This window comes from Ramlibacter sp. 2FC (genome assembly GCF_005503345.1).
Classification (GTDB): Bacteria; Pseudomonadota; Gammaproteobacteria; order Burkholderiales; family Burkholderiaceae_C; genus SCMQ01.
The window spans coordinates 1-23,191 of record NZ_SCMM01000020.1 but is presented as its reverse complement, the minus strand read 5'-3'; the positions used below and the strand labels follow the sequence as shown (position 1 = coordinate 23,191).

24 protein-coding genes are annotated in these 23,191 nt (G+C 68.0%); 7 read left to right on the top strand and 17 right to left on the bottom strand.

All coding sequences use genetic code 11. The features are described from left to right. Positions 1-84: 84 nt before the first annotated feature. From FFS10_RS10690 to FFS10_RS10680, 3 genes are all read right to left on the bottom strand, one after another. Positions 85-1,719, bottom strand: a complete 1,635-nt coding sequence (locus FFS10_RS10690) for an ATP-binding protein (protein ID WP_137894310.1) — start codon at positions 1,717-1,719, stop codon at positions 85-87. A gap of 22 nt (positions 1,720-1,741) precedes the next feature. Further along, on the bottom strand, positions 1,742-1,945 hold the full coding sequence (locus tag FFS10_RS10685; RefSeq protein WP_137894308.1) for a helix-turn-helix domain-containing protein: 204 nt from the start codon (positions 1,943-1,945) through the stop codon (positions 1,742-1,744). Between the two features lie 127 nt (positions 1,946-2,072). After that, complete coding sequence (locus tag FFS10_RS10680) at positions 2,073-2,951, bottom strand: LysR family transcriptional regulator (RefSeq protein ID WP_171016133.1); 879 nt, start codon at positions 2,949-2,951, stop codon at positions 2,073-2,075. A 100-nt stretch (positions 2,952-3,051) separates the two neighbouring features. Between FFS10_RS10680 and FFS10_RS10675 the strand changes: the two genes are divergently transcribed. The 3 genes from FFS10_RS10675 to FFS10_RS10665 all read left to right on the top strand — a co-directional run bounded on the left by FFS10_RS10675 (position 3,052) and on the right by FFS10_RS10665 (position 6,275). After that, the gene (locus FFS10_RS10675) at positions 3,052-4,428 is read left to right on the top strand and encodes an amidohydrolase family protein (RefSeq protein WP_137894304.1); all 1,377 of its coding nucleotides are present in this window, start codon (positions 3,052-3,054) and stop codon (positions 4,426-4,428) included. A gap of 113 nt (positions 4,429-4,541) precedes the next feature. Beyond that, entirely contained in the window at positions 4,542-5,681 is a 1,140-nt protein-coding gene (locus FFS10_RS10670) for a BMP family ABC transporter substrate-binding protein (RefSeq protein WP_137894302.1), read from the top strand. 63 nt (positions 5,682-5,744) lie between these two features. Further along, on the top strand, positions 5,745-6,275 hold the full coding sequence (locus FFS10_RS10665) for a nucleoside deaminase (RefSeq protein WP_137894300.1): 531 nt from the start codon (positions 5,745-5,747) through the stop codon (positions 6,273-6,275). Between the two features lie 325 nt (positions 6,276-6,600). Here the strand turns inward: FFS10_RS10665 and ttdB are convergent, their stop codons facing one another. The 3 genes from ttdB to FFS10_RS10650 are packed head-to-tail and all read right to left on the bottom strand — an operon-like array spanning position 6,601 to position 9,100. Continuing rightward, entirely contained in the window at positions 6,601-7,209 is a 609-nt protein-coding gene (gene ttdB / locus FFS10_RS10660; RefSeq protein ID WP_137894298.1) for a L(+)-tartrate dehydratase subunit beta, read from the bottom strand. Beyond that, positions 7,206-8,105, bottom strand: a complete 900-nt coding sequence (gene ttdA, locus FFS10_RS10655) for a L(+)-tartrate dehydratase subunit alpha (RefSeq protein ID WP_171016135.1) — start codon at positions 8,103-8,105, stop codon at positions 7,206-7,208. Before ttdA ends, ttdB begins: the two co-directional genes overlap by 4 nt. A gap of 26 nt (positions 8,106-8,131) precedes the next feature. Continuing rightward, positions 8,132-9,100: a Bug family tripartite tricarboxylate transporter substrate binding protein gene (locus FFS10_RS10650; RefSeq protein WP_137894293.1), complete on the bottom strand. Its 969-nt coding sequence runs from the start codon at positions 9,098-9,100 to the stop codon at positions 8,132-8,134. 137 nt (positions 9,101-9,237) lie between these two features. On the opposite strand from FFS10_RS10650, the gene FFS10_RS10645 reads away from it, so the two are divergent. Next, positions 9,238-10,188: a LysR family transcriptional regulator gene (locus FFS10_RS10645; protein ID WP_137894291.1), complete on the top strand. Its 951-nt coding sequence runs from the start codon at positions 9,238-9,240 to the stop codon at positions 10,186-10,188. 13 nt (positions 10,189-10,201) lie between these two features. On the opposite strand, the gene FFS10_RS10640 is transcribed toward FFS10_RS10645, so the two are convergent. After that, on the bottom strand, positions 10,202-10,702 hold the full coding sequence (locus tag FFS10_RS10640; RefSeq protein WP_137894289.1) for a flavodoxin family protein: 501 nt from the start codon (positions 10,700-10,702) through the stop codon (positions 10,202-10,204). 124 nt (positions 10,703-10,826) lie between these two features. Between FFS10_RS10640 and FFS10_RS10635 the strand changes: the two genes are divergently transcribed. Then, positions 10,827-11,231, top strand: a complete 405-nt coding sequence (locus tag FFS10_RS10635) for a hypothetical protein (protein ID WP_137894287.1) — start codon at positions 10,827-10,829, stop codon at positions 11,229-11,231. A gap of 32 nt (positions 11,232-11,263) precedes the next feature. Here FFS10_RS10635 and FFS10_RS10630 read toward each other — a convergent pair whose 3' ends face one another. The 3 genes from FFS10_RS10630 to FFS10_RS10620 all read right to left on the bottom strand — a co-directional run bounded on the left by FFS10_RS10630 (position 11,264) and on the right by FFS10_RS10620 (position 14,106). Next, positions 11,264-12,034 (bottom strand): lysyl oxidase family protein, encoded by a 771-nt coding sequence (locus FFS10_RS10630; protein WP_171016132.1) that lies wholly within the window; start codon positions 12,032-12,034, stop codon positions 11,264-11,266. Positions 12,035-12,183: 149 nt separating this feature from the next. Next, entirely contained in the window at positions 12,184-13,068 is an 885-nt protein-coding gene (locus FFS10_RS10625) for an NAD(P)-dependent oxidoreductase (protein ID WP_249931245.1), read from the bottom strand. Between the two features lie 42 nt (positions 13,069-13,110). Beyond that, on the bottom strand, positions 13,111-14,106 hold the full coding sequence (locus FFS10_RS10620) for a 2-hydroxyacid dehydrogenase (RefSeq protein ID WP_137894283.1): 996 nt from the start codon (positions 14,104-14,106) through the stop codon (positions 13,111-13,113). A gap of 112 nt (positions 14,107-14,218) precedes the next feature. Between FFS10_RS10620 and FFS10_RS10615 the strand changes: the two genes are divergently transcribed. Further along, on the top strand, positions 14,219-15,301 hold the full coding sequence (locus tag FFS10_RS10615) for an isocitrate/isopropylmalate dehydrogenase family protein (protein WP_137894281.1): 1,083 nt from the start codon (positions 14,219-14,221) through the stop codon (positions 15,299-15,301). A gap of 97 nt (positions 15,302-15,398) precedes the next feature. Here the strand turns inward: FFS10_RS10615 and FFS10_RS10610 are convergent, their stop codons facing one another. The 5 genes from FFS10_RS10610 to FFS10_RS10590 form a co-directional block, all read right to left on the bottom strand. Then, positions 15,399-16,127 carry a transcriptional regulator NanR gene (locus FFS10_RS10610; protein WP_502702814.1) on the bottom strand — a complete coding sequence of 243 codons (729 nt, stop codon included), beginning with the start codon at positions 16,125-16,127 and terminating at the stop codon, positions 15,399-15,401. Positions 16,128-16,180: 53 nt separating this feature from the next. After that, positions 16,181-17,557, bottom strand: a complete 1,377-nt coding sequence (gene oiaK, locus FFS10_RS10605; RefSeq protein ID WP_137894279.1) for a 3-oxo-isoapionate kinase OiaK — start codon at positions 17,555-17,557, stop codon at positions 16,181-16,183. Next, complete coding sequence (locus FFS10_RS10600; protein ID WP_137894277.1) at positions 17,557-18,837, bottom strand: ribulose-bisphosphate carboxylase large subunit family protein; 1,281 nt, start codon at positions 18,835-18,837, stop codon at positions 17,557-17,559. Before FFS10_RS10600 ends, oiaK begins: the two co-directional genes overlap by 1 nt. 48 nt (positions 18,838-18,885) lie before the next feature. Continuing rightward, a complete protein-coding gene (locus FFS10_RS10595; RefSeq protein ID WP_137894275.1) occupies positions 18,886-19,863 on the bottom strand; it encodes a TRAP transporter substrate-binding protein in 978 nt (325 codons plus the stop codon). A 103-nt stretch (positions 19,864-19,966) separates the two neighbouring features. After that, the gene (locus tag FFS10_RS10590) at positions 19,967-20,800 is read right to left on the bottom strand and encodes a phosphogluconate dehydrogenase C-terminal domain-containing protein (RefSeq protein ID WP_137894273.1); all 834 of its coding nucleotides are present in this window, start codon (positions 20,798-20,800) and stop codon (positions 19,967-19,969) included. Positions 20,801-21,009: 209 nt separating this feature from the next. Here FFS10_RS10590 and FFS10_RS10585 point away from each other — a divergent pair, with 209 nt between their 5' ends. Further along, complete coding sequence (locus FFS10_RS10585; RefSeq protein ID WP_137894271.1) at positions 21,010-22,023, top strand: sulfate ABC transporter substrate-binding protein; 1,014 nt, start codon at positions 21,010-21,012, stop codon at positions 22,021-22,023. 16 nt (positions 22,024-22,039) lie between these two features. Here the strand turns inward: FFS10_RS10585 and coaD are convergent, their stop codons facing one another. After that, positions 22,040-22,540, bottom strand: coding sequence for a pantetheine-phosphate adenylyltransferase (coaD, locus tag FFS10_RS10580; protein ID WP_137894268.1), 501 nt, complete (start codon positions 22,538-22,540; stop codon positions 22,040-22,042). Between the two features lie 67 nt (positions 22,541-22,607). After that, positions 22,608-23,191 (bottom strand): 16S rRNA (guanine(966)-N(2))-methyltransferase RsmD (gene rsmD, locus FFS10_RS10575; RefSeq protein ID WP_502702810.1); only part of this gene is annotated, 584 nt, incomplete at its 5' end.

Genomic DNA, 23,191 nt, shown 5'->3' with positions numbered 1-23,191 from the left:
TGACAGTGAGTTAGCTGGCTGACGGCTCTATTTGGCGCACTGCTTTGGCTCACACTTGGCGGATAGGCGCGGTTTTGAGCCAAGTCAGGGAAGGCGATAACGTGTGCCACTTCGCACCCCCTCCTGAGACAGCTTGCCGTCTTTCACCAGTTGTTCAACCGCGCGGCGCACGCGTGAGCGCGGGATTTCCAGACCGATCCGCTGGTGGATGTCGCCGATTTTGGTGCCCGGATAGCGGCCTACGTCTTCCACGATCAAGGCATGGAGACGATGCGGCTCGATGCGCTTGAGGGTGGTTTCGCCAGTGAAGTTGAGGCTGCGCAGCAGGCCAGGATCAACAAAATAGCGCGTAGCCTGCGTGCGTCCTGCGCTCTGCAGCAGATGCCAGTCGAGCAGACGTTTGAGCCAAGGCTGCAACGCTTCGACTGACGGCAGTTCGAGGACGACCGCCAGCTCGCGTGCTGTCAGCGCATCGTGCTGCGCCAGCAGGCCCAGGGCGATGCGCTCGCGCTGGGTGAGCTGGTAGGTCTGATCTGCCTTGGCAATGAAGTCGATGACTTCGGGCTTGAGGATGCGCCGGCGTACCGTGACCTGCACGCGGTCGTGCGTCTCGATCAGCTCCGGCGCGGGGCGCCCTTGTGACAGCAGCACCTCGAAGATCTTGTCGAAACCGCTGCCTTCACGTTCCATCAGCTTCAGGTCGTGGAACAGGCGGGCAAGGTGTTCGTTGCGACGCACAGTGGTGTGCAGCACATTCTGCGGCGTGACGCCCAGCGGCAGCGGGCCGGGGTTGACCACTTCCAGCCTGTCCGGGTGCAGGTTCAGGAAGATGTCGCCGCGCTGGGTGTAGGGGCGATGGACCAGCGCGTTGACCAGGAGCTCACGCACCACCACCTCGTCAAAGGCCGGCACGTTCTGGCGGTACAGGCCATCAGGCAGTTCGTAGCGCTCGCGGAAGTCGGGCACCTCAAGCCAGACCGCCTCGATCAGCTCCATCGGGCTTTGCGTGTGGTCGTCCCACACCAGCTTGTTCACCTTCTGGCCGTGATCGTCGTACTTGATGAACTGGATGACCGGTGCCGTGGTCAGTTGGGCGCGGTGATGCTGGCGGCCAAGGCAAAGAACGCCCAGATTGGTGAGGGTGCTGCCTTGCGCGAGCTGATAGTGGTCGAGCAGCTCATCGTTGGTCTTTTCCTTGACCGAGGCTTTGACGCGATCCGATGCGCGCAAAGCTTGCAGAAGCTTGTCGCGTTTGGCGGCATCTGCCTCGACGCGAGGGATATGCAGGGTGGTCTGCGTTTCCCACGGCAGCGCGGAACGCTCGCTGGCCAGCCGCATTACGTCGTCGCCCGTGACGGGCTTGCTCTGATCGGCCACGCGCAGAAAGTAGCGGCCATCGGTGGTGGACGCCACGGCCATCGCGCGGGGAATGCGCAAATCGATGTATTGGCCGCCATTGGAGGCGGTGACGACATCAGGCAGCACGGCAACGTTGACGGTGCGCTCTGCCAGCTTGCGCCGAAGGGTGTCGGGCAGATCGGCGGGGACTTGTTGACCGGCTGGCGGCGCATCCTGCCCCTCCTCGATGCCAAGCAGCAGCCGACCGCCCGTTGCATTGGCAAAGGCGATGCAATCCTTGGCGATTTCGTTCCAGTCCGCCGTCTTGCCGGTCACGGCCCGCAAGGACTTCTGGTCGAGGAGTTGTCCTTCCAGGCTCACGCGATCCCTCCCCTGCTGTACTTCATTTTTGTTCGCCCCCGCTCTCCGGCTCGTCGTCGGCCCCGCCCACGCGCACCCATTCATCGACCTCGGAGAGCTGGAATTTCCACAGTCGCCCCACGCGGTGCGCAGGCAAGCCCTTTCGATCGATCCAGCGGTAGATCGAGTCGCGCGTCACGCCCAAGTGTTCGGCAATCTGCTCGACGGACACCCACGGTTCACTCATGACGGCACTCCGGATGACGATGATCGGATCGCATAAAGTCGTAATCAGTGGCAAAGGATGTAATTTATCAGGTACGGTCCGGACCAGCCACTGCCCCCGGTCGGTGGGCAGGCTGGCGGGCCAGGCATTAGCCGAACACCTTGGTGTTTCCAAGTTCCACGCGCAGCCAAGTCCCCGCGACGCCTGGCTTGGTATCGACTTGCCAGACGAGGTCCAGGCCCACCGTCCATTGGGTGAACGGATAGGCTTCGAGCCTCAATTCGACGAGCTCGCCAGATGCCAGCTCGTCGGCCACCAGCCGTCGCGGCACCGCGGCCCACCCCAGTCCGCCCTTCAGTAGCTCCAGCAGCGCAAGCTCGCTGTGCACCAGCCATTGGCGCGGCGACTTCAGGTACTCGCTGGTCGTCACCCTTCGCGACTGCGCCGCCATCGAGAGTTTCATGTGGTCGGCAAGGTGCGCGAACGACACCGATGCAATCGCACCCAGCGGATGATCGGCCCGCACGACGTTCACCAGCGTGACTTCGCCCAGACGGCGGAAGCCAATGCCTGCCGGGTAGTCGGGCTGAGGGCAGCCCAGTCCGAGCGCAGCCTCTCCGGCCAGGATCATCTCGGCCAAGGGCGTGCTCAGCGGCTGCAGAATCTCGACCTGGACCATTGGGAACCGAGCCGCGAAGCGCGAAAGCGTCGGCGCGATGACGCCATAGGGGCATGCGTCTTCCATCGCGATCGCGACACGCGGCTCGCACAGGCCTGTCAGCGCATTGGCGCGATCCAGCAACGTGTCGCGATGCGACAGGATCGCATCGACTTCGGCCAGAAGCGCCGTGCCGGCATGCGTGAGCACTGGATAGCGCGCACCTCGGTCGAAGAGTTCGACGCCCAGGTCGATCTCGAGCTCTGCAATGGCCGTGCTGATCGCCGACTGCGACTTGCCGAGCTTCCTCGCCGTGGCCGAGAAGGACCGCTCCCGCGCTGCCGCCGCAAAGACTTCGAGTTGCTCCAACGAGGGGCGCACGACAACCTATCTGGATTTTCGATGGAATCTGATTTTACGCAGGCAGCTCGGCCTCGCAGAATCTGCCGCATCCAAGAGGACAGTATCCATGGCACCCCAGATCCTTTGCGCCAAGTTCGTTCTACCCATGACGGCCAACAACCGCCTGATCGAAGAAGGCGCCGTGCTGGTCGGCGCCGACGGCCGGATCGAGCAGGTCGACGCAGCGCACATCGTGCTGGCCACCCATCCCCGCGTCGCGGTCAAGCGCTATGACGACACGCTTCTGATGCCCGGCCTCATCAACACGCACGCCCATTCGGGGCTGCTGCGCGGCACCGCGGAAGGGCTGCCGGTCTGGGATTGGCTGCAGCAGTTCATCGACCCGATGCATCGCGTGCTGAACGCCCGGGAAGCAGCGCTGGCCTCGCAGCTGTGCTACGCCGAAGCTCTGCTGTCGGGCACGACGACGATCGTCGACATGTGGCGCTACATGGACGGCAGCGCCCGGGCGGCGGAGCAGCTGGGTATCCGCGCCGTGCTGGTCCCTTACGTGGGCGAACACCCCGACCACAACTACTTCGAGACGCTGGACACCAACGAGGCGCTGATCGAAGGTTGGCATGGACGGGCCGATGGCCGCATTCATGTCTGGGTGGGGCTGGAGCACATGTTCTACGCCACGCCTGAAGCCTGGGCGCGCGCGGTCGCCATCAGCCACAAGCATGGCGTCGGCCTGCACACCCACAGCAACGAGAGCCGCTTCGATGTCGAGGAAACGCAGCGTCGCTACGGGGTTCGTCCGGTTCAGGCGCTGGAGCGCTTCGGGCTGCTCGACGCGCATCGCGTGCTGCTCGCGCACTGCGTCTGGGTCGACGAGCAGGAGATGGATCTGCTGGCGGTACATGGCGTCGGCGTGGCTCACAACCCCACGAGCAACATGAAGCTGGCCAGCGGCGTGTGCCCCGTGGAGCAATTGTTGGCGCGCGGCGTTGCCGTGGGGCTGGGCACCGATGGCGAAAAGGAAAACAACAACCTCGACATGCTCGAGGAGATGAAGATCGCCTCGCTGCTGGCCAAGCTGCATCGGCTGGACGCCGCCGCCCTGGACTCGTGGAGCGTCTGCCGCATGGCGACCGTGACAGGGGCCCGCGCCCTCGGCATGGACGACTCGCTCGGCACGCTTGAAGCGGGCAAGCAGGCGGACATCATCGCGGTGCGAACCGACACGCCGCGGATGACGCCACTCGTCACGGGACGGCTGGCCAACCTTCACCACAACCTGGTGCACGCGGCCCAGGGCGGCGACGTTCGCATGACCATGGTCGCGGGACGCATCGTCGTGGACGAGGGACGCCTGCTCACCGGCGACATCGGCACCCTGATCGCCGAGGCAAACGACGCCGTTCCGGGGTTGTTCCAGCGGCGCGACGCGTGGCTGCAGCAGCACCGGTCGGTGAACGCGCTGCGGGCCGTGGCCGAGTAAGCGGCGCGTCGCGTGAAGGCGCGTGAACCGCATTCGCAATGGGTTCAAGAGGCACAGGTGCCGAGCCTGGGTCGATTGAAGGGTAAGGCAACTGTCACTGCAATGGAGATCTTATGACTCGATACCTCGCTCACCTACTGTCCAAGCCCGGACTGTGCTCCGCGGTCGTCAGCGGTGCGCTCCTATTGGCGCACGGCGGCGTCTCGCAGGCGGCTGAGCCAGCCGCCACGGGCGCCAAACAGGCGCCGCTGAAGATCGCCTTCATCTACCTGGGCCCCGTGGGCGATGGAGGCTGGACCTTCGCACACGACAACGGCCGCAAGGCGGTCGAGAAGGCGTTCGGTAACCAGGTCCAGACGACGTTCGTGCAGAACGTCCCTGAATCCGCCGATGCCGAGCGCGTGGTGCATGACCTGACCGAGCAGGGCAACACGCTGATCTTCGGCACCTCCTTCGGCTACATGGAGCCGTTGCTCCGGTCTGCATCGGAATCGAAGAACGTCCGCTTCGAACACGCCACGGGATACAAGACAGCACCCAACCTGCGCACCTACGACGCGCGCTTCTACGAAGGCGCCTACATGGCCGGCGTGTTGGCTGGCGCGATGACCAAGACGAACGTGCTCGGCTTCGTCGGGTCGCTGCCGATTCCGGAGGTGATCCGCAACATCGACTCGTTCACGCTGGGCGCGCAGAGCGTCAACCCGAACGTAAAGGTCCGGGTCGTGTGGGTCAACGAGTGGTTCAACCCTCCCAAGGAGACAGAGGCCACGCAGTCGCTGATCAACGGCGGTGCCGACGTGCTGATGCAGAACACCGACTCGTCGGCCGTGCTGCAGACGGCACAGAAGGCCGGCAAGTACGCCTTCGGCTGGGATTCGGACATGGCCGCGTACGCGCCCAAGGCCCACCTCGCGTCCTCGATCGTCAACTGGGGGCCGTACTACGTAAAGGCGGCGCGCGACGCGCTGCAGGGCAAGTGGACGACGGGTCGCGCATGGTGGGGCGTCAAGGAAGGCGCCATCGACCTGGTGTCGATCTCCGACAAGGTTCCACCGGAAGCGCGCGCGAAGGTCGACGCGGTGAAGAAAGGCCTGCGCGACGGCAGCTTCTCGATCTGGAAGGGGCCGATCACCGACAACACGGGCAAGGTCGTACTGGCGAAGGACAAGGTCGCCAACGACGCCTTCCTCGGTGCGATCAATTTCTACGTCAAGGGCGTCGAAGGCAAGGTGCCTGGGGCTGGCAAGTAAGGACAGACCTAGTCGATCCAGTGGTGGGTAGCGATGCCACCTGCCGCGCGACAATCCGATGCCATGAACAAGACTCTCCCCACGTCAACGCTGCCCTCGCTGCAGGCCCGCCTCAGCGGACGGGACATCGACCTGCTGCGGCTGTCGATCACGCTATCCACCGAGTCGCGCACGCGCGGACGGCATCCGTTCGCGGCGATCGTGGCCGACGCCAACGGCAAGATCATCTCGACCGCCTTCAACAACTCCATGCCGCCTGAGGGTGATCCGACGCAACACGCCGAACTCGTTGCCGCCGCTGAGGCTGCCCGCAAGCTTGCACCTGAAGAACTTGCCCTCTGCACCCTGTTCACCAGCGCCGAGCCCTGCTGCATGTGCGCCGGCGCGGTCTACTGGACGGGAATCGGCCGCGTGGTCTATGCGCTGTCCGAGTACGCCTTGCTCGAACTCACCGGGGACCACCCGGAAAACCCGACGTTCTCCCTGCCCTGCCGCGATGTCTTCGCGCGCGGTCAGCGGCGCATCGAGGTCATTGGCCCGGTGATGGAAGACGAGGCCGCCGTGCCGCACCGTGGCTTCTGGCGCAAGGACTGACACCGGCCGATGCAGGCGCCGCCGCTATTGCTCTTCCTCGCATTCGAGTATCAATAGCTGGGGCGCGGCGCCTGCTCGTCCTACAAGACGCCGACGTGCTGGTCACGATGGACAACGCACGTCGCGAGACTCAGGACGGGGCGTTGGTGTGCTGAACCTGCGGGGCCACGTCGTGACGCCGCGCCTCGTCAACACGCATCACCCACCGAACCCCCGCCTGCGCGCGTCAAGCTCGCCTTCCGACTCGACGCGGACGAGTGGCAGGGGGTGACGCGCGTGCGCTTCCTGGTGGAGGGCGCGGAGGTTTGAGCGGCCGCCCCTTCGCCTACTTGATGAACCGCACCTGCTGGTTGATGCGCTCGAGGATGGGCTTCTTCTTCTCGTTGAACACCTTCTTGTTCTCCTCGATCAGGTTGTTGCCCTTGGTGTCGATGGAGATGATCAGCGGGCCGAACTCCTTCACGCGGTTGACCCAGAGGGTTTCCGGCATGCCGAGGTCCGTCCATTCCGCCGCTTCGATCTTCTCGACCTTGGTGGCGGCCAGCACCGCGCAGCCGCCCGGAAAGATCGCGTGCACGGCCTTGTTCTCGACGCAGCCTTCCTGCGTCTCGGGCCCCATGCCGCCCTTGCCGACGATCAGCTTCACGCCGGTGCGGCGGATGAACTCCTTCTCGAACTTCTCCATGCGCATGCTGGTGGTGGGGCCGATGGACACCATCTCGTACTCGCCGTCCTCCTTCTGCCGCACGATGGGCCCGGCGTGGAAGATGGCTCCGCCCTCGAGGTTCACCGGCAGCTCGCGGCCCAGCTCGATCAGGCGGCGGTGCGCGACGTCGCGGCAGGTGACGAGCGTGCCGGTCAGGTAGACCACGTCGCCGACGTTCAGCGACTCCAGGTCCTCGTCCTTGATGGGGGTGGTCAGTGTCTTTTTCACAGCTTGAATCCTTGATGCGAGATGACTTCCCAGCTCATGTCGGCCTTGATCTTGATGCGGCCGCGGCGGTGCGCCCAGCAGCCCGTGGACACGGCCACGCCGATGGTGGACGGATGGCGCGCCGATGATTCGATGTTCACGCCCATCACGCTGGCATTGCCGGTCAGGCCCTGCGGGCCCAGGCCGAGCTCGTTGAGGCCGTCGGCCAGCAGCTCTTCCATCAGCGCCGCGTTGTCGTTCGAATGGCGCGAGCTCACCGGACGCAGGATGGCCTTCTTGGACAGGCGCGCCGCGGTCTCGGCCGAGGTCGACACGCCCACGCCGACGAGCAGCGGGGGACAGGCGTTCACGCCGCGCGAGCTGACGACGTCGAACACGAATTCCGCCACGCCCTCGTAGCCCTGTCCCGGCATCAGCACCTTGGATGCGCCAGGCAAGGTGCAGCCGCCGCCCGCCATGTAGACGTCGATGATCACGCTGTCGTCGTGGGGAACGATTTCCCAGTCCAGCCAGGGAATCTTGGAGCCGGTGTTGGTGCCGGTGTTCTTCTCCACGAAGGTCTCCACCGCGTTGTGGCGCAGGGGGCCGTCCTTGGTGGCGCCTTGCGTGGCGCCCAGCAGGATGTCCTCCAGCTCGCCCAGCAGCGGGAACTTCGCACCCGCGGTCAGGAAGTACTGGATCACGCCGGTGTCCTGGCAGCTCGGGCGGTCGAGCTTGTCCGCGGCATCCTGGTTCTGCCGCATCGACTCGTAGACCTCCTTGGCGAGGAAGTTGACCTCCTTCTCGCGCAGTTCACCCAGCTTGTGCTGCACGTCGGTGGGCAGGCGCTTGCCGATGTAGGCGGTGAACTTCGCCATCAGGTTCGTGAGGTCCGCGACGGCGGCGTCGTGGTCCAGCACGGCTTCTTGTTGCTGCATCTCCATTACTCCAAAGTGATCTTCGCGGTCTTGACGAGCTCGGCGAACTTGGCCGTCTCGTCACGGATCTGTTTCGCCATCTCCTCGGGCTTGTTGCCGACCGGCTCGGCACCGATGTCGGCCATCTGCTTTCTGAACTCGGGGCTGTTGATGATCTTCACCACCTCCTGGTTGAGCCGCGTCACGACCGCCTTGGGCGTCGAAGCCGGCGCGAGCAGGCCGAACCAGGTGCCGATGGCCAGGTGCGGGACGCCCGCCTCCTGCAGCGTGGGCACGTTGGGCAGCGCCGCCGAGCGCTTGGCGGTGGTCACGGCCAGGGGCTTGAGCTTGCCCTCCTTGATGAAGGGCAGCACCGGCGTGACGGTGTCGAACGACATGTTCACCTGCCCGCCCAGCAAGTCGGTGGTGAGCGGCGCGCTGCCCTTGTAGGGCACGTGCAGCAGGCGGGCGCCGGTCTCGAGCTGGAACTGCGTGCCTATCATGTGCTGCGCCGTGCCGTTGCCGTTGGAGCCGTAGGACAGGGCCTCGGGCTTGGCCTTGGCGGCGGCCACGAGATCCTTGACGCTCGCATGAGGCGCAGTGGCGCTGACCACCAGCACGTTCGGCACCATGGCCACGGTGCTGATCGGCTGGAAGTCCTTCTCGAAGCTGTAGCTGAGATTCTTGTAGAGGTTGGCCGCCACGGTGTGGTGCACGGCGCCCATCAGCAGCGTGTGGCCGCCGTCGTTCACCTTGGCCACCTGGGCGGCGCCTAGCGTCGCGCCGGCGCCCGGCTTGTTGTCCACGATGACGGCCTGGCCGATCGCGGCCGACAGCTTGGTGGAAATGGCGCGCGCCAGGACGTCGGTGGTGCCGCCGGCCGGGAACGGCACGACGATGGTCACGGTCTTCGCGGGCCAGCTCTGTGCCGAAGCGGCAGCCGCTGCGGCGCACAGAACCATGCCGGCTGAGAGCTTGCGGTAAGGATTGGACATGCTTGTCTCCAGGGGTTCGGTGGGGTCGCGCCTCGTGCACGACAGCCAGACTGTAGGCCCCCATGAAGTCAACAACCGTGCGGAAATGAAAACCATACTTAACCTGAATTCAACAATTGAGAGGGACAATCGGCGCCATGGACAAGGTCATCCAACCCGCCGACCTGGGCTTTTTCTCCACGCTCGTCTACTGCGGCAGCCTGACGGCCGCCGCGCGCGAGATGGGCATCACCACGCCTGCGGTGAGCAAGCGGCTCACCCAGATCGAGACGCGGCTCGGGCTCGCGCTCGTCACCCGCACCACACGCCGCATGGGACTCACGCCCGAAGGCGAGATCTACCTCGAGAACGCGCGCAAGATCCTCGGCGAGATCGAGGAGATGGAGCACCAGCTCGGCGGCCTGAAGCAGGCGCCGCAGGGCACGCTGCGCGTGAACGCCACGCTCGGCTTCGGCCGCAGCCACATCGCGCCGCTGATCTCGCAGTTCGTGCGCAAGCACCCCAAGGTCGACGTTCAGTTGCAGCTGTCCGTCAATCCGCCTGCCCTCACCGACGACGCGTACGACGTTTGCTTCCGCTTCGGACATCCGCCGGACTCGCGCGGCATCGCGCGCTTCATCGCACCCAATAAGCGCGTCGTCGTGGCCTCACCGGGCTACCTCAAGCGGCATGGCGTTCCGGCAACGCCGCGCGACCTGGCCAAGCACAACTGCATCGGCATTCGCCAGGGCGACGAGGCCTATGGCCAGTGGCGCTTCACCGCCCTGCGCCCAGGCCGCAGCGGATCGGACAAGGGCGAGACGGTGAAGATCCGCGGCAATCTCACGACCAACGACGGTGGCATCGCCGTGAACTGGGCGCTCGAGGGCCACGGCATCCTGCTGCGGGCCGAGTGGGATGTGGAGCGCTACCTGGCCAGCGGCCGGCTGGTCAAGCTGCTCGCCGACCATGCCAGCCCCGACGCCGACATCTATGCCGTCTATGCGCAGCAGCACAGATCGTCGGTACGGGTGAAGGCCCTGGTCGACTTCGTCGCGAAGTCGTTCAGCGAGGACAAGCCGCGCGCGTCGGGCCAGGGCGGCAGTTGAGGTGTGTCGGCAGCTAGAACACCCCCAGCGCCAGACCCGCGGCCATCGCCTCGCCCAGGGCCCTGCACCGCGCCAGCTCATCGGTGACTATCTGTTTGGCGGCCAGGATGGCTTCCGGCGTCTGCGCATGTGTGCACACGATCAGCGGCTCGGCCACGGGCCTGAGCCGCCAGCCGGTGGCGATGCGTTCGATTTGCCGCGCCGCGTTCTGACCGTCGCTGCCGGCACAGATCAGGCTGGCGTAGGGGCGGCCGTTGACATGGTCGAGCACGGCGTAATAACTGCGGTCGAAGAAGTCCTTGAGCTGGCCGCTGATGGCCGCCAGGTTTTCCGGCGTGGCAAAGATATAGCCATCCGCGGCGAGCACATCGGCAGCCCCAGCCTCTGCCGCACGCAGCAGCCGCACCTGGACGCCGGTTTCCGCCGCGGCGCCGGCGCGCGCAGCCTCGGCCATCTGGCGCGTGCCGCCGGTCATCGAGTGGTAGACGATCAGCAAGGTCTTCGATGTGCTCATGCGTCCAGCATAAATCCGTACGGTTCGTCCGGCATCCCCTCCGAGGTGTCCACGGCATCGGCAGCAGCCCACCGCTCGTCCCTAGAATGTGAGAACCCACGTCATTCCAGGTCGACCCGGACCCATGAAGAGCCCCCCCTTTCCGATACGCACCGAATGCCCCCCGGGGGCATGCGTGTGCGGTCGAGACGCACTGCTGCAGGACCCCGAGGGTGACCTGCGGATACTGCGCCTGACCCGCGAAGAGGAAAAGCGGCTGATCCAGCGCCTGGAAAACCTGAGCAGCCTGAGTGACCTGCGCCACATGGAAGAGCGCCTGGCCCAGCAGCTGGGCATCCGCCTGAGCATAGCCAGCAGCCCGAACGAAGTCCGCAGCCTGCGCGGGATCGTGATCCTGGTGCACGAGCAGCCCGGGTTGTGCCGCAAGACCCGGCAGGCGATTCCCGCGGCGATCAGGAAAAGCATGGAGCAGCGGCCCGAGATTGCCTTCGATCTCCTGAACGAGTCTGGCCTGTTCGCGGGGCACTGACCCGCCCGGCGCGCGGACGCGGGCTCGGGCTTTCAGCGCTGGCGCCGCTTGGGAAGCGTCGCCGGCGTCTGGGTCGTGTTGGCGTACCGGTTCTCGCCCTCGTCGAACCGGTAGGGGCGCTTCTGCAGGTTGATCTCCACTTCCAGGAGGTAGTCCCCGTCGGGGACGCCGGTCACGTCTATCCACTGGCCGGTCAGCTGCTTGTAGTACCAGTCGCCCCAGCCGCTGGTGATGCCTTGGTAGCCGCAGTGGTAACCGTTGCTCGGATGGTCGGTGTACTTGAACGAATCCTCGAAGCAGAAACCCTGCTTGCGCCCGACCTGGGCCGGATTGCCGTCCTTGTAGAGCAGCCGGTACTCGGAAAAGCCCTGAAGGTGGTAATGGCCGTGGCAGGGATCGAGGTAGAAGGCCCCCGCATAGGGATTGTCGGGATCGGAACGGTCGCCGACCAGGAGGTCGCCGTCGCCGGCGTTGACGATCACCACGTCGAAGACCATCAGGCGCCGCCAGCCGTAGCCACCGATCACGCCCTCCTCGTAGGCGCAGCGGTCGGAAGCGCTGTTCGGATCGAAGTAGCGGTCGATGACGCTGAGCTGCGACTTCAGGCGGATCGGATCGACGGTCAGGTCCGGCTTGCCGCCGTTCGGATAGACCGCGATCTCGTAGCGGTTCTCCAGCGAATCCCGCGCGGCGTGGGCCGCCGGCGCGGCCAGCGCACCGGCGAGCAGCAGCAGACAGGCCGCGAGGGCCGCCCGGAAGCGGCCGGTCGATCTCGGAAGACGATCACCTGTGCGGAAGTCCATGGGAGCCTGCCTTTCGTTGTTCATGCGGAAGAGGAACCGGGCACCCTGGCTTGCGCGGGCACCGGATCCAGCATAGACAGCGAATCGCATTGCGACAAGCCGCCGCGATGCGGCCAGACCGCCCGCGAACAGCCCAGGCCAGTCCAGCCTCAGCCCTTTGCCGCCTCGCCCGCCAGGATGGAGGTCAGCTCCGGCACCAGGGCCTGGCTGCCGGCCTGGTCCAGCGCCTCCTTGAGCGTGCCGAGCACCGCCTCGGCGATGCCCTGCTGGGCGCCGGCGTCGGAGGCCATGGCGTTGTAGTAGCCCAGGTCCTTGCAGGCGTTGGCGATCGAGAAGCGCAGGCCCGAGGTGTCGCGCGCCAGCAGGTAGGGCCTGACGCGCTCCAGCGCGGCGCCGCCGCCGCCGCCCTTGGCCAGCACGTCGACGAAGGCGTCTGGGGCCACGCCGCTGCGCTGGGCGCAGGCCGCGGCTTCCGACAGCAGGGCCACGAAGCCCAGCGAGACATAGTTGTGCAGCAGCTTCATGCCGTGGCCGGCCCCCACCGCGCCCACATGGGTGATGTTCTCGGCGAAGCAGGACAGCAGCGGCCGGCATTCCTCCAGCAGGGCCGCGTCGCCGCCCACCAGCAGGTTGAGCCGCCCCTCGGCGGCCTCCTTGGGCGTGCGCGTCATGGGCGTGTCGATGAAGCGGCTGCCGGCGGCCTGCACGGCCTGGGCCATCTTCACGGTGGACGAGGGAATGGCGGTGGAGCAGTCGATCACCAGGCTGCCCGGGCGCAGGCCCTCGAGCACGCCGCCCTCCCCGGTCAGCACCGCCTCGACCTGGGGCGAGCCGGTGAGCACGAGGATGACCACGTCCGACTGGGCGGCGAGGTCGGCCGCGCGGGTGAAGCTGGTCGCGCCGCCGGCCTTGAGCTGGTCCAGCGGCTGGTTGCCGGGGTGCTCGAGCACGGCCAGCGGATAGCCGTGCTTGAGGATGTTGCTGGCGATGCCGTGGCCCATCATGCCGATGCCGATCATGCCGATACGTTTCACTTGGGGTCTCCTGGTTGAAAAAAGGGGCTGCGTCTGCAGGCGTCAGCAGAGGCGGTTGGTTGGCTGGCGGCCGTCCGCCAGCGCCTCCAGGCCGTCGATCAGCAGCCAGCCCATGGCGTCGCGCGTCTCTTCGGTGGCGCTGCCGATGTGCGGCGTGAGAAAGACGTTGTCGAGCTCGCGGTAGCCGGGGTGGACACGCGGCTCGTTGGCGAACACGTCGAGCCCGGCCGCGCGCAGCTGGCCGCTGCGCAGCGCGGCGATCAGGGCCTCGTCGTCGACCAGGTCGCCGCGCGAGATGTTGACCAGCACCGCGCCGCGCCTGAGCAATGCGAGCCGGCCCGCGTCGAGCACACCGCGCAGCGCAGGCGCGCCGGGCGCCGCCACCATCAGGATGTCGCTCGCAGCCAGCAGCCCGTCCAGCGTGGCGTGGTAGCTCGCGCCCTGCGCCAGCGTCGGCTCCAGCCGGCTGCGGTTGTGGTAGTGGACCTGGAGGCCGAAGCCGCGGGCGCGCTCGGCGATCGCGCGGCCGATGCGGCCCATGCCGAAGATGCCCAGCACCTTGCCCTGCAGCCCCATGCCCAGCAGCTGGGTCGGGGCCCAGCCCTGCCAGGCGCCGCTTCGCACCAGGCGGTCGCCCTCCAGGCCGCGCCGGCAGGCGTTGAGCAGCAGCATCATGGCCACGTCGGCGCAGGCGTCGCTGAGCACGTCGGGGGTGTGCAGCACGGCGATGCCGGCGGCCTGGGCGGCCTGCAGGTCGATGTGGTCGTGGCCCACGGACAGCGTGGCGACGGCCTTGAGCTGCGGCAGGCCCGCCAGGGCCGGGGCGCGCAGCGACTCGGTGGCGGTGACGAACAGCACCTGGGCATCCCGGGCGCGGCGCACCATTTCCTCGGGCGGCAGGATGGCGTCGTCCTCGTTGACGGCGAGGTCGAAGCGCTCGCGCAGCGCCGCCTCCACGGCCGGCGTGAAGCGGCGGCACAGGTAGGCCCGCGGACGCTCGGCGAGCGACTTGAAGTCAGAAGTGTTTTCAGAGATCATATTGCATACTCATCATACAAATTAATCGATGCACGCGGTTTGCTGTTACGCTGGGACCAAGGCCCTGCCGGCCGGCACGGGCCGCTGAACCCCCACCCCAACCCCCAGCGCCATGACCCCTTACGAGATCGCAACCATAGACGGCGACGGCATAGGCCCCGAAGTCTGCCAGTCGACCATCACCGTCCTGCGCGAAGCCTGCGGCGAGCGCCTGCGCTTCACTTCCTACGACGGCGGCGCCGCCCACTACGCCAAGACCGGCGCGGTGCTGCCGGAGGACACCTACGCCGCCTGCCGGCAGTCGCACGCCATCCTGCACGGCGCCGCGGGGCTGCCCGGCATCACCTACCCCGACGGCACCGAGGTCGGCAACGACCTGCATCTGCAGCTGCGCTTCAAGCTGGACCTGTACGCCAACGTGCGGCCGATCCGCCTGTACCGCGGCGCAAAATCGCCGCTGGCGGGCTGGCAGCCGGGCCAGATCGACTACGTGATCGTGCGCGAGAACACCGAGGGGCTCTACGCCAGCCGCGGCGCGGGCGTCAACCTGCGCGGCGAGCTGGCCACCGACACCCTGGTGGTCACGCGCAAGGGCGTGGAGCGCGTCGCGCGCTTCAGCTTCGAGCTGGCGCGCCGCCGCAAGGGCGCGCCGCGCGATGGCAAGCACCGCGTCACCGTGTGCGACAAGGCCAACATCCTGCGCAGCTACGCCTTCTTCCGCGCGGTCTGCGACGAGGTGGCGCGCTCCTTTCCGGACGTGGAGATCGACTACGCCTATGCCGACGCGATCACGGTCCACATGCTCAAGAAGCCCGACTTCTACGACGTGATCGTGGCCGAGAACATGTTCGGCGACATCATCTCGGACCTGGGCGCCGGCACCGTGGGCGGCCTGGGCATCGCGGCCTCGGCCGAGGTCGGCGACACGCACGGCCTGTTCCAGGGCGCGCATGGCTCGGCGCCCGACATCGCCGGCCAGAACCTGGCCAGCCCGGTCGCAACCATACTGTCGGGCGCCATGATGCTGCGCTGGCTGGCCGAGCGCCATGGCGACGCCGCGCTGAATGCGGACGCAGACCGCGTGGAGCAGGCGGTGGAAGCGGTGCTCGCCCAGGGCGAGACCGTGCCGCGCGACCTGGGCGGCAACGCCAGCTGCAGCGGCATGACCGAGGCGATCTGCCGCGCGCTGCGCTGAGTGGATCAAAAGGGGGCCGTCATGGCGAGGCGGCGCAGCCGACGCGGCCATCCATGGATCGCCGCGGCCTTCGGCCTCGCGATGACGGCGGGGGGGCTCAGCGCCCGCGGCGCTGCGCTTCCTCGATGTGGTGGTACAGCTCATTGGAGCGCGAGAGGTGACTGCGCATGGCTGCCTCGGCCGCATCGGGGTCGTGCGCCGCGATCGCGTCGACCAGCCGGCCATGCTCGGCCAGCGTGAGCTGCTCGGCCCCGGGCGCGCGCACCATGGGCTGGTAGTAGTCGCTGCCCCACTGGAAAATCGCCTCGACCACCGCCGGGAAGATGGGGTTGCCGCTGATGCGCGCGATCTCGCGGTGGAAAGCCATGTCGCGCGAGAGAAACTCCTCGAGCCGCGTGAGCGAGGCGCGCTGTTCCTCGATGCGCGCACGCAGGGCCGCCACGTCCTGATCCGTGGCGCGCTCGGCCGCCATGCGCGCCGTGCCCACCTCGAGGAAGATGCGCGCCTGCTTGAGGTGCTCGAGCATGTCGGGCTGGACCTGCAGCAGATGCCGCGTGCCGCTGGCGATCTGCTGGATCAGGTCCTGCGCCGTGGGGATGACCACGCGCGCCCGCTCGCCCTGCGAAATCTCGACGATGCCCGAGCGCTCCAGCGTCTGCAGCGCCTCGCGCACCGCAGGCCGGCCGACGCCATACAAGTCCATCAGCTCGCGCTCGGGTGGCAGCTGCTCGCCCGGGCGGATCTCGCCGGTCTGTATGCGCTGCATCAGCCGGTCCACCACGTCCTGGTAGAGCTTGCGTTTTAGGATCGGTTGGACCACGGTCATGGGTAAGGCCTGGGGTGATGTGGGAGGGCGTGAAGGCGCCGGGTGCCGAATTATCACGAATCCCGGCCATCGCGCACGGCACCGAAGAAGTCGACGCCTCCCATCTGACCGCCCTTGAGCACCAGTTCCAGGCCGTCGCGCCGCGGATCCTGCGACCAGGCGCGGCACAGCGGCGCGCCGGGGGCCAGCCTGGCCGCCATGGTCAGGGCCTGCACGCCCAGCGCCGCCGCCACCGCGCCCGAGCTGTCGCCGCCGGCCACGGCGACGCGCCGCAGCGCGGGCAGGCGGTCGAGCATGGCGCGCATCACGCGGGCCAGGGCCTGGCCGGTGCGCAGCGCGGCCTCGCTGCGGTCCAGGCCCGCGGCCGCGGCATGGGCCTCGAAGGCCAGCACGGCCGGGTCGTCGGGGCCGGCGGCCGTGTAGACCAGGGGGCTGCGGCCCTGCGCCAGCGCGGCGCAGGCGGCATCGACGGCGCGGGCGATCTCCTGCGCCGAGCCGTCCAGCAGGCGCGGCACGTCCAGGCGATGGGCGGCAAAGCCGTTCGCCTGGGCCCAGGCGATCTGCGCCGCCGTGACCGGCGAGCAGCTGCCGCTGACCACGGCGATCGCCTCCACCGGCTGCGCGGCCGGCAGGTGCTCGGGCGCGGCCACCAGGCCGCTGGCCTGCCAGTGCGCGGCCAGCGCGTCCTGCAGGCCGGAGGAAGAGGCCGAGAACAGGCCCTCGCCGCGCTGCTCCCAGACCAGGCGCCCGGCTTCGCGCAGGGTCTGCTCGTCCAGCACGTCGAGCAGCACCACCGGCACCTCGGCCGCGGCTTCGCAGATGGCGCTCAGCGCGGCCTTGCCGGCCCCCGCCTTGAGCTGGGTGAAGTCGATCAGCGCGCGGCGGCGCGCGGTCTGCGCGCCCAGGTGCAGACGCAGGTCGGCCTCCGCCATCGGCGTGACCGGGTGGCGCGACATGGTCGGGTGCCGGTCCAGCCGGTGGCCCTCGCCGTTGGCGACCGCGAACAGGTTGCCGAAGGCCTGGTAGCGCTTGAGGCGCGGCGCGCCGACCACCATGGGCGACCAGCGGCCCGGCATCAGCGGCACGCCCAGGTCGATGGCGCAGCCTATAGAGCCGATCTCGGGCGAGGAGTCGAAGGTGGAGCAGACCTTGTACTGCAGTATGGGCGCGCCCAGCCGCGCCAGCGCGGCCAGCGCCGGCGCCAGTTGCTCGCGCATCCAGGCGGGGCTGCGGCCGCGCGCCTGGCCCGCCAGGCCCACGGCGCGCGCGCCGGGGAAGCGCCGCAGCGCCTGGGCATCGGGCGGCTCGAAAAACAGCACGGTGGGCACGCCGGCCTGGGTCAGCGCCTCCAGCGCGTCGGTGGAGCCGGTGAAGTCGTCGCCGTAGTAGGCCAGCAGCAGGCCGCCCGGTCCTTCGGGGGTCGCCGTCATCACCATGTCTCCAGCGCCTGTGCGAGCTCGCGATGGGTTTGCGCATGGCTTTGGATCGCGGTGCCGGCCATGGCGGCCTCCCAGGCCTGGCGCATGGCCGCGACGCCCGCGGCTATGCCGCCGGGATGCGCGAGGATGCCGCCGCCCGCGGCGTGGATCAGGTCGGCCGTGCCGAGTGCCGCATAGGTGGGCGCGGCCTGCAGGCCGGTCTGGCCCGAGCTGAACACCGGCATGGCGGCCATGGGCTTGGTTTCGGACAGCGGGCGCAGCACGGCGCGCGCCGCGGCGATCACGCTGTGGTCGGGCTCGCTGAATTTGTTGGCCAGGCCGTTCACATGCAGGTGGTCGGCGCCGGCCAAGCGCCAGAAGGTCTGCCAGGGCGCATAGTCCCAGCCCAGCGCCGGGCTGCGGCTCAGGTAGCCCCAGCCGCAGCGGTGCGCGTGGATGGGCAGCTGCGCGTGGCGGCGCAGCGCCAGCAGGCCGGCCAGGCCGACCGAGTTGAGGCTGACCATCACGCAGGTCCCGCCCAGCGCCAGCACCAGGTCGTGGCGGCGCCGCATCTCGTCCACCTCGCCGGTGATGTTGAATGCCACCATGGGCTTGCGGCCCAGGCGCTCGGCGGCCTCGTTGGCCACCGCCATCACGGCGCGGGCGCGCTCGTCGAACGGGCAATGCGGGCCGTCGGCCTGCAGCTCGTCGTCCTTGACGAAGTCGATGCCGCCCGCGACCAGCTGGCGCACGGTCTCGGCCGTCTCCTGCGGCGACAGGCCCACGCTGGGCTTGACGATGGTGGCTATCAGCGGACCGCGTTCCACGCCGGCCAGCCGGCGCGTGCCGGCGATGCCGAAGGCGGGCCCGGGGCAGGCGTCGACGAAGGCCTGCGGCACGGCAAGGTCGAGCAGGCGCAGGCCCGAGACCTGGCGCAGCTCGAACAGATTGCCCGCCACGGTGGCCATCAGGTTGGGCAGCGAGGGACCGAAGTTGTCCATCGGCCAGGACAGCTCGAGCAGGCAGCGGGTGTAGCGCTCGGAGCGCATGCCGCCCGGCAGGCTGGGCTGGTCGGCATGGCCCAGCAGCTCGACGCGCTCCACGCGCGCGCCGGAGCGCTCCTTGAGGGCCGGCGTCTCGCCCGGCACGGCGGTGAAGGTGCCGCTGGACTGCTCGCCCGCGATCACCTCGGCCGCGCGCCGGGGATCGTCCCCGGTCTCCAGCCAGTAGCGTGCGCGCACCCGCCCGTCGGCCACCGACAAGTGGGGCTGCTCAGGAACGCGTTCAGCCATGGCGGGCCGCTCCCGGTTCGGTGAGCAGCGGGCAATCGGCGGCAGGCTTCATCGCACCGCCTGGATGGCCGCGATGCGCTCGGCACCGAACTCCTTGGCAAAGGCCGCGAAGGCCGGCGCGACCGCCTTGCGGAAGCTCTCGCCATCGACCTTCTCGACCACCTGCATGCCATCCTTCTTGAGCTGGGCGATGCCGTTGGCCTCGTCGTCGTTGACCTTGCGGCGCTGCGCGTCGGCGGCCTTCTTCGCGGCGGCGAGGAAGATCTTGCGATCGTCCTCGGAGAGCTTTTCCCAGACCTTGGGCGAGAGGATCAGCACCGCGGGTGAGTAGACATGCGCGGTCAGCGACAGGTGCTTCTGCACCTGGGAGAATTTCGAGGACAGGATCACCGGGATCGGGTTTTCCTGCCCGTCCACCGTGCCCTGCTGCAGGGCGGTGAACAGCTCGGGGAAGGCCATGGGCGTGGGCAGCAGGCCGAAGCTCTTGTAGCCCTCCATGTGCACCTTGTTCTCCATGGTGCGCATCTTGAGGCCGGCCGCGTCGCCGGCCTGCACGATGGGCCGCTTGCTGTTGGTCATGTGGCGGAAGCCGTTCTCGGTCCAGGCCAGGCCGACCAGGCCGCGTGCCTGCATCTTCTTCAGCAGGTCCTGGCCTATGGGGCCGTCCATGACCTTGCGCGCATGGTCGTAGTCGCGGAACAGGAAGGGGATGTCGACCACCTTGGTCTCGGGCACGAAGTTGCCTAGCGGCCCGGTGCTGGTGTTGACCAGGTCCTGCGTGCCCAACTGCACCGACTCGATCATCTCGCGCTCGCCGCCCAGGGCGCTGTTGGGGAAATGCTGGCACTTGTAGCGGCCCTGGGTGCCCTTCTCCACCTCGTCGCAGAAGGTCGTGGCGCCGACCCAGTAATGCGAGTCCTTGGCCGGGGTGTAGCCGATCTTGAGCACCTGCTGGGCGCCGGCGCCGGCAGCGAGGGCAAGCAGGGTGGCGGCCAGGCTGGCGCGCAGGGCATGGCGAATCTTCATCTCTTGTCTCCTGTCTATGGGGTCTCGCGGTGGGTTTAACGCAGCGGCCAGGCCGGGTCGCGAGCCCGGCCGGCGGTCATGGGTGCGGCTCGCGCCGCGTGGCTCAGGTGATGCGCTGGATGCTCGCGGCGATCTCTTCGCGGTCGAACACCTTGCGCCAGTCGTCGCGCATCAGGCGCGGCTTGCCGAAGGTGATGGCCTTGTTGCAGGCGTCCGAGAACGCGCCGGGGATCTCCTGGAAGATCACCGCGGACAGGATGGTCATGTGGCCGAGCAGGAAGTCGCGCGCGGCCTCGCGCGGCACGCCGCGCGACACCACCTCGTCCATGGCCTCGCGCATCACGTCCAGCAGCGTGGCACACACAGTCTCGGACAGCCCCGGCTCCAGCAGCGCCATCTGCTCCACCGTCACGCGGTAGGAGCGCAGGATGGGCGCGTAGATGGTGCGCGCGATGTCCTCGCCCAGGTCGAAGTCCGCGGGCTGGCCCTGCATCAGCGCGCTGACGATGGATTGGGGCGCGTGGCCGCCGCCAAAGAAATCGGGCTGGCCATCGGCGTTGCGCAGCGCGTCGCTGAAGATCGGCGGGTGGCAGGGGTGGGCGACGAAGTAGACCAGGTCGTCCCGCTGGGGCAGGTGGCCGGCAAACGGCGCCGCGGCGTCGAGCGTCATCACCATGGTGCCGGGTGCGAGCTGCGGTGAGATGGCCGCGGCCACCTTGCCGATCACCGTGTCGGGCACGGCCAGGATCACCACCTTGGCGCCGTCCAGCGCGGCGTCCTGCGCCACGCATTCCACACCCAGCTCCTGGCGCAGCCGCTCGCGGCCGACCTCGCTGACCTCCACATGCCGCACCTCGTAGGCCGAGTTGCGCAGGTTCTTGGCCAAGCGCACGCCCATCTTCCCGCCCGCGCCGAGCAGGGCAATCACCGTCTTCATCGAATCTCCTGTCAAAGACTTGAGTAATGGCGTAATGGTATGACAACATGACCACGCACCGATAGGGTCTAACCCGTAGGTCGACGGGAAGCTGGGGGAAACTTCACCATAGATCTTTTTGAGATTAGCAACTGAAAACTTATTCGTTTTCGATCTGAAGCTTTGTTCCGATCATGCAGGGCACTTTGTTTTGCCTGGAGAGGAACACCATGAACACCCGCCGACAACTGATACGCGCCCTGGGCGCCCTGCCCCTGGCGGCCACCGGCGCCGGCGCGCTGGCGCAAGCCGCCCCCGTCACCCTGCTCAATGTCTCCTACGACCCGACGCGGGAGTTCTACGTGGAGTTCAACGCCGCCTTCGCCAGGCACTGGAAAGCCAGGACCGGACAGGAGGTGACGGTCAAGCAGTCGCATGGCGGCTCGGGCAAGCAGGCCCGCGCCATCATCGACGGGCTGGCCGCCGACGTCGCCACCCTGGCCCTGGCCGGCGACACCGACGCCCTGCACGCCAACGGCGGCTGGATTCCCAAGGACTGGCAGAAGCGCCTGCCCCAGAACGCCTCGCCCTACACCTCCACCATCGTGCTGGTGGTGCGCGAGGGCAACCCCAAGGGCATCAAGGACTGGGACGACCTGGTCAAGCCCGGTGTCAAGGTCATCACGCCCAACCCCAAGACCTCGGGCGGCGCGCGCTGGAACTACCTGGCGGCCTGGGAATTCGCCAAGCGCAAGTACGGCAACGACGCCAAGGCCAGGGAGTTCGTGGCCCGGCTGTACGGGAACGTGCCCGTGCTCGACACCGGCGCGCGCGGCTCGTCCATCAGCTTCGCCCAGCGCAACCAGGGCGATGTGTTCATCTCCTGGGAGAACGAGGCCTACCTGCTGGAGAAGGAGTTCGGCACCCGGTTCGACGTGGTCTACCCCTCGCTCAGCATCCTGGCCGAGCCGGCGGTGACCGTGGTCGACAGGAACGTGGACAAGAAGGGCACGCGTGCCGTGGCCCAGGCCTATCTCGAGCACCTGTACAGCGACGAGGGCCAGGACCTGGCGGGCAAGCATTTCTACCGCCCGACCTTCGCCAAGGCGCAGGCGAAATACGCCAAGCAGTTCCCCAAGCTGAACCTGTTCACCATAGACAAGGCCTTCGGCGGCTGGGCCCAGGCGGCCAAGGACCACTTTGCCGACGGCGCGGCCTTCGACCAGATCTACACGCGCAAGTAGGCCTTGCGCCCTCTGGTCACGGCTTGACGCCGCTGCTGGCCTTCTCCATCAGCCGCGCCAGCACATGCGGCGAGACGAACTTGTCGACCTCGCCGCCCAGCAGGGCGATCTCGCGCACGAAGGTGCTGCTGACGAACAGGTACTTGCCGTCGGGAGTGAGGAACACGGTCTCCACGTCGGGCATGAGGTTGCGGTTCATGCCGGCGAGCTGGAACTCGTAGTCGAAGTCGGTCACCGCGCGCAGGCCGCGCACCATGGCCTTGCCGCCCTTGGCGACGACGAAGTCGCGCACCAGGCCGCTGAAACTGTCCACCGTGACTTGGGGGCTGTCCTGAAAGGCCTCGCGCGCCATGGCGATGCGGTCCTCCAGGCTGAACAGGGTCTTCTTGTGGTAGGCCGTGGCCACGGCGATGACCACATGGTCGAACAGCTGGCAGGCGCGCCGCACCACGTCTTCGTGGCCGAGGGTGATGGGGTCGAAAGTGCCGGGGTAGACGGCGAGCACGCTGCGTGACATGGGGTCTCCTCGCGCGGCGCGGGGCCGCGGCTTCGCTGTGGGTTCGGCCCGATTATGCCGGCCGCGTTCAGCGGCTGCGCAGCAGCAGGTGGGCATGGACCGCACCAGCCTTGAGGTGGCGGTGCAGGCTCAGGCCCAGCGGCAGCAGCTGCTCGTCGCCCCAGGCCGCGGGCGCCTCCAGGTATACATGGCCGCCCGGCACCACGGCCTGGGCCGCGGCGCGCAGCGCGGGCTCGAACAGCTCGGCGTCGAAGGGCGGGTCGAGCAGCACCAGGTCCACGCTGGCCGGCGCAAGCCGCTTGAGCGCCTGCACGCCGTCGCCGCGCTGCACCTGTACGGCCGCGGCCTGCAGCCTGGCCTGGGTCGCGGCGAGCTGGGCCACCAGGGCCGCGTCCTGCTCGACCATCAACACCTGGGTGGCGCCGCGCGAGGCCGCCTCGAAGCCCAGCGCCCCGGTGCCCGCGAAGGCGTCCACGCAGCGCCAGCCCGCCAGGTCCTGGCCCAGCCAGTTGAACAGGGTCTCGCGCACGCGGTCCGGCGTGGGCCGCAGGCCCGGCCTGTCGGCCACCTTGAGCCGGGTGCGCTTCCACTGGCCGCCGATGATGCGCACCTCGTGCGCGGCATGGCCGGCGGGGCGGCGCGGGGCGGGGC

Bases quoted from the DNA above. Each gene is read 5' to 3' on its own strand.
- FFS10_RS10685 (WP_137894308.1), bottom strand. From the start codon at position 1,945: ATGAGTGAACCGTGGGTGTCCGTCGAGCAGATTGCCGAACACTTGGGC.
- FFS10_RS10675 (WP_137894304.1), top strand. From the start codon at position 3,052: ATGGCACCCCAGATCCTTTGCGCCAAGTTCGTTCTACCCATGACGGCC.
- FFS10_RS10670 (WP_137894302.1), top strand. From the start codon at position 4,542: ATGACTCGATACCTCGCTCACCTACTGTCCAAGCCCGGACTGTGCTCC.
- FFS10_RS10665 (WP_137894300.1), top strand. From the start codon at position 5,745: ATGAACAAGACTCTCCCCACGTCAACGCTGCCCTCGCTGCAGGCCCGC.
- FFS10_RS10650 (WP_137894293.1), bottom strand. From the start codon at position 9,100: ATGTCCAATCCTTACCGCAAGCTCTCAGCCGGCATGGTTCTGTGCGCC.
- FFS10_RS10645 (WP_137894291.1), top strand. From the start codon at position 9,238: ATGGACAAGGTCATCCAACCCGCCGACCTGGGCTTTTTCTCCACGCTC.
- FFS10_RS10640 (WP_137894289.1), bottom strand. From the start codon at position 10,702: ATGAGCACATCGAAGACCTTGCTGATCGTCTACCACTCGATGACCGGC.
- FFS10_RS10635 (WP_137894287.1), top strand. From the start codon at position 10,827: ATGAAGAGCCCCCCCTTTCCGATACGCACCGAATGCCCCCCGGGGGCA.
- FFS10_RS10630 (WP_171016132.1), bottom strand. From the start codon at position 12,034: ATGGACTTCCGCACAGGTGATCGTCTTCCGAGATCGACCGGCCGCTTC.
- FFS10_RS10620 (WP_137894283.1), bottom strand. From the start codon at position 14,106: ATGATCTCTGAAAACACTTCTGACTTCAAGTCGCTCGCCGAGCGTCCG.
- FFS10_RS10615 (WP_137894281.1), top strand. From the start codon at position 14,219: ATGACCCCTTACGAGATCGCAACCATAGACGGCGACGGCATAGGCCCC.
- FFS10_RS10610 (WP_502702814.1), bottom strand. From the start codon at position 16,127: ATGACCGTGGTCCAACCGATCCTAAAACGCAAGCTCTACCAGGACGTG.
- oiaK (WP_137894279.1), bottom strand. From the start codon at position 17,557: ATGACGGCGACCCCCGAAGGACCGGGCGGCCTGCTGCTGGCCTACTAC.
- FFS10_RS10600 (WP_137894277.1), bottom strand. From the start codon at position 18,837: ATGGCTGAACGCGTTCCTGAGCAGCCCCACTTGTCGGTGGCCGACGGG.
- FFS10_RS10595 (WP_137894275.1), bottom strand. From the start codon at position 19,863: ATGAAGATTCGCCATGCCCTGCGCGCCAGCCTGGCCGCCACCCTGCTT.
- FFS10_RS10590 (WP_137894273.1), bottom strand. From the start codon at position 20,800: ATGAAGACGGTGATTGCCCTGCTCGGCGCGGGCGGGAAGATGGGCGTG.
- FFS10_RS10585 (WP_137894271.1), top strand. From the start codon at position 21,010: ATGAACACCCGCCGACAACTGATACGCGCCCTGGGCGCCCTGCCCCTG.
- coaD (WP_137894268.1), bottom strand. From the start codon at position 22,540: ATGTCACGCAGCGTGCTCGCCGTCTACCCCGGCACTTTCGACCCCATC.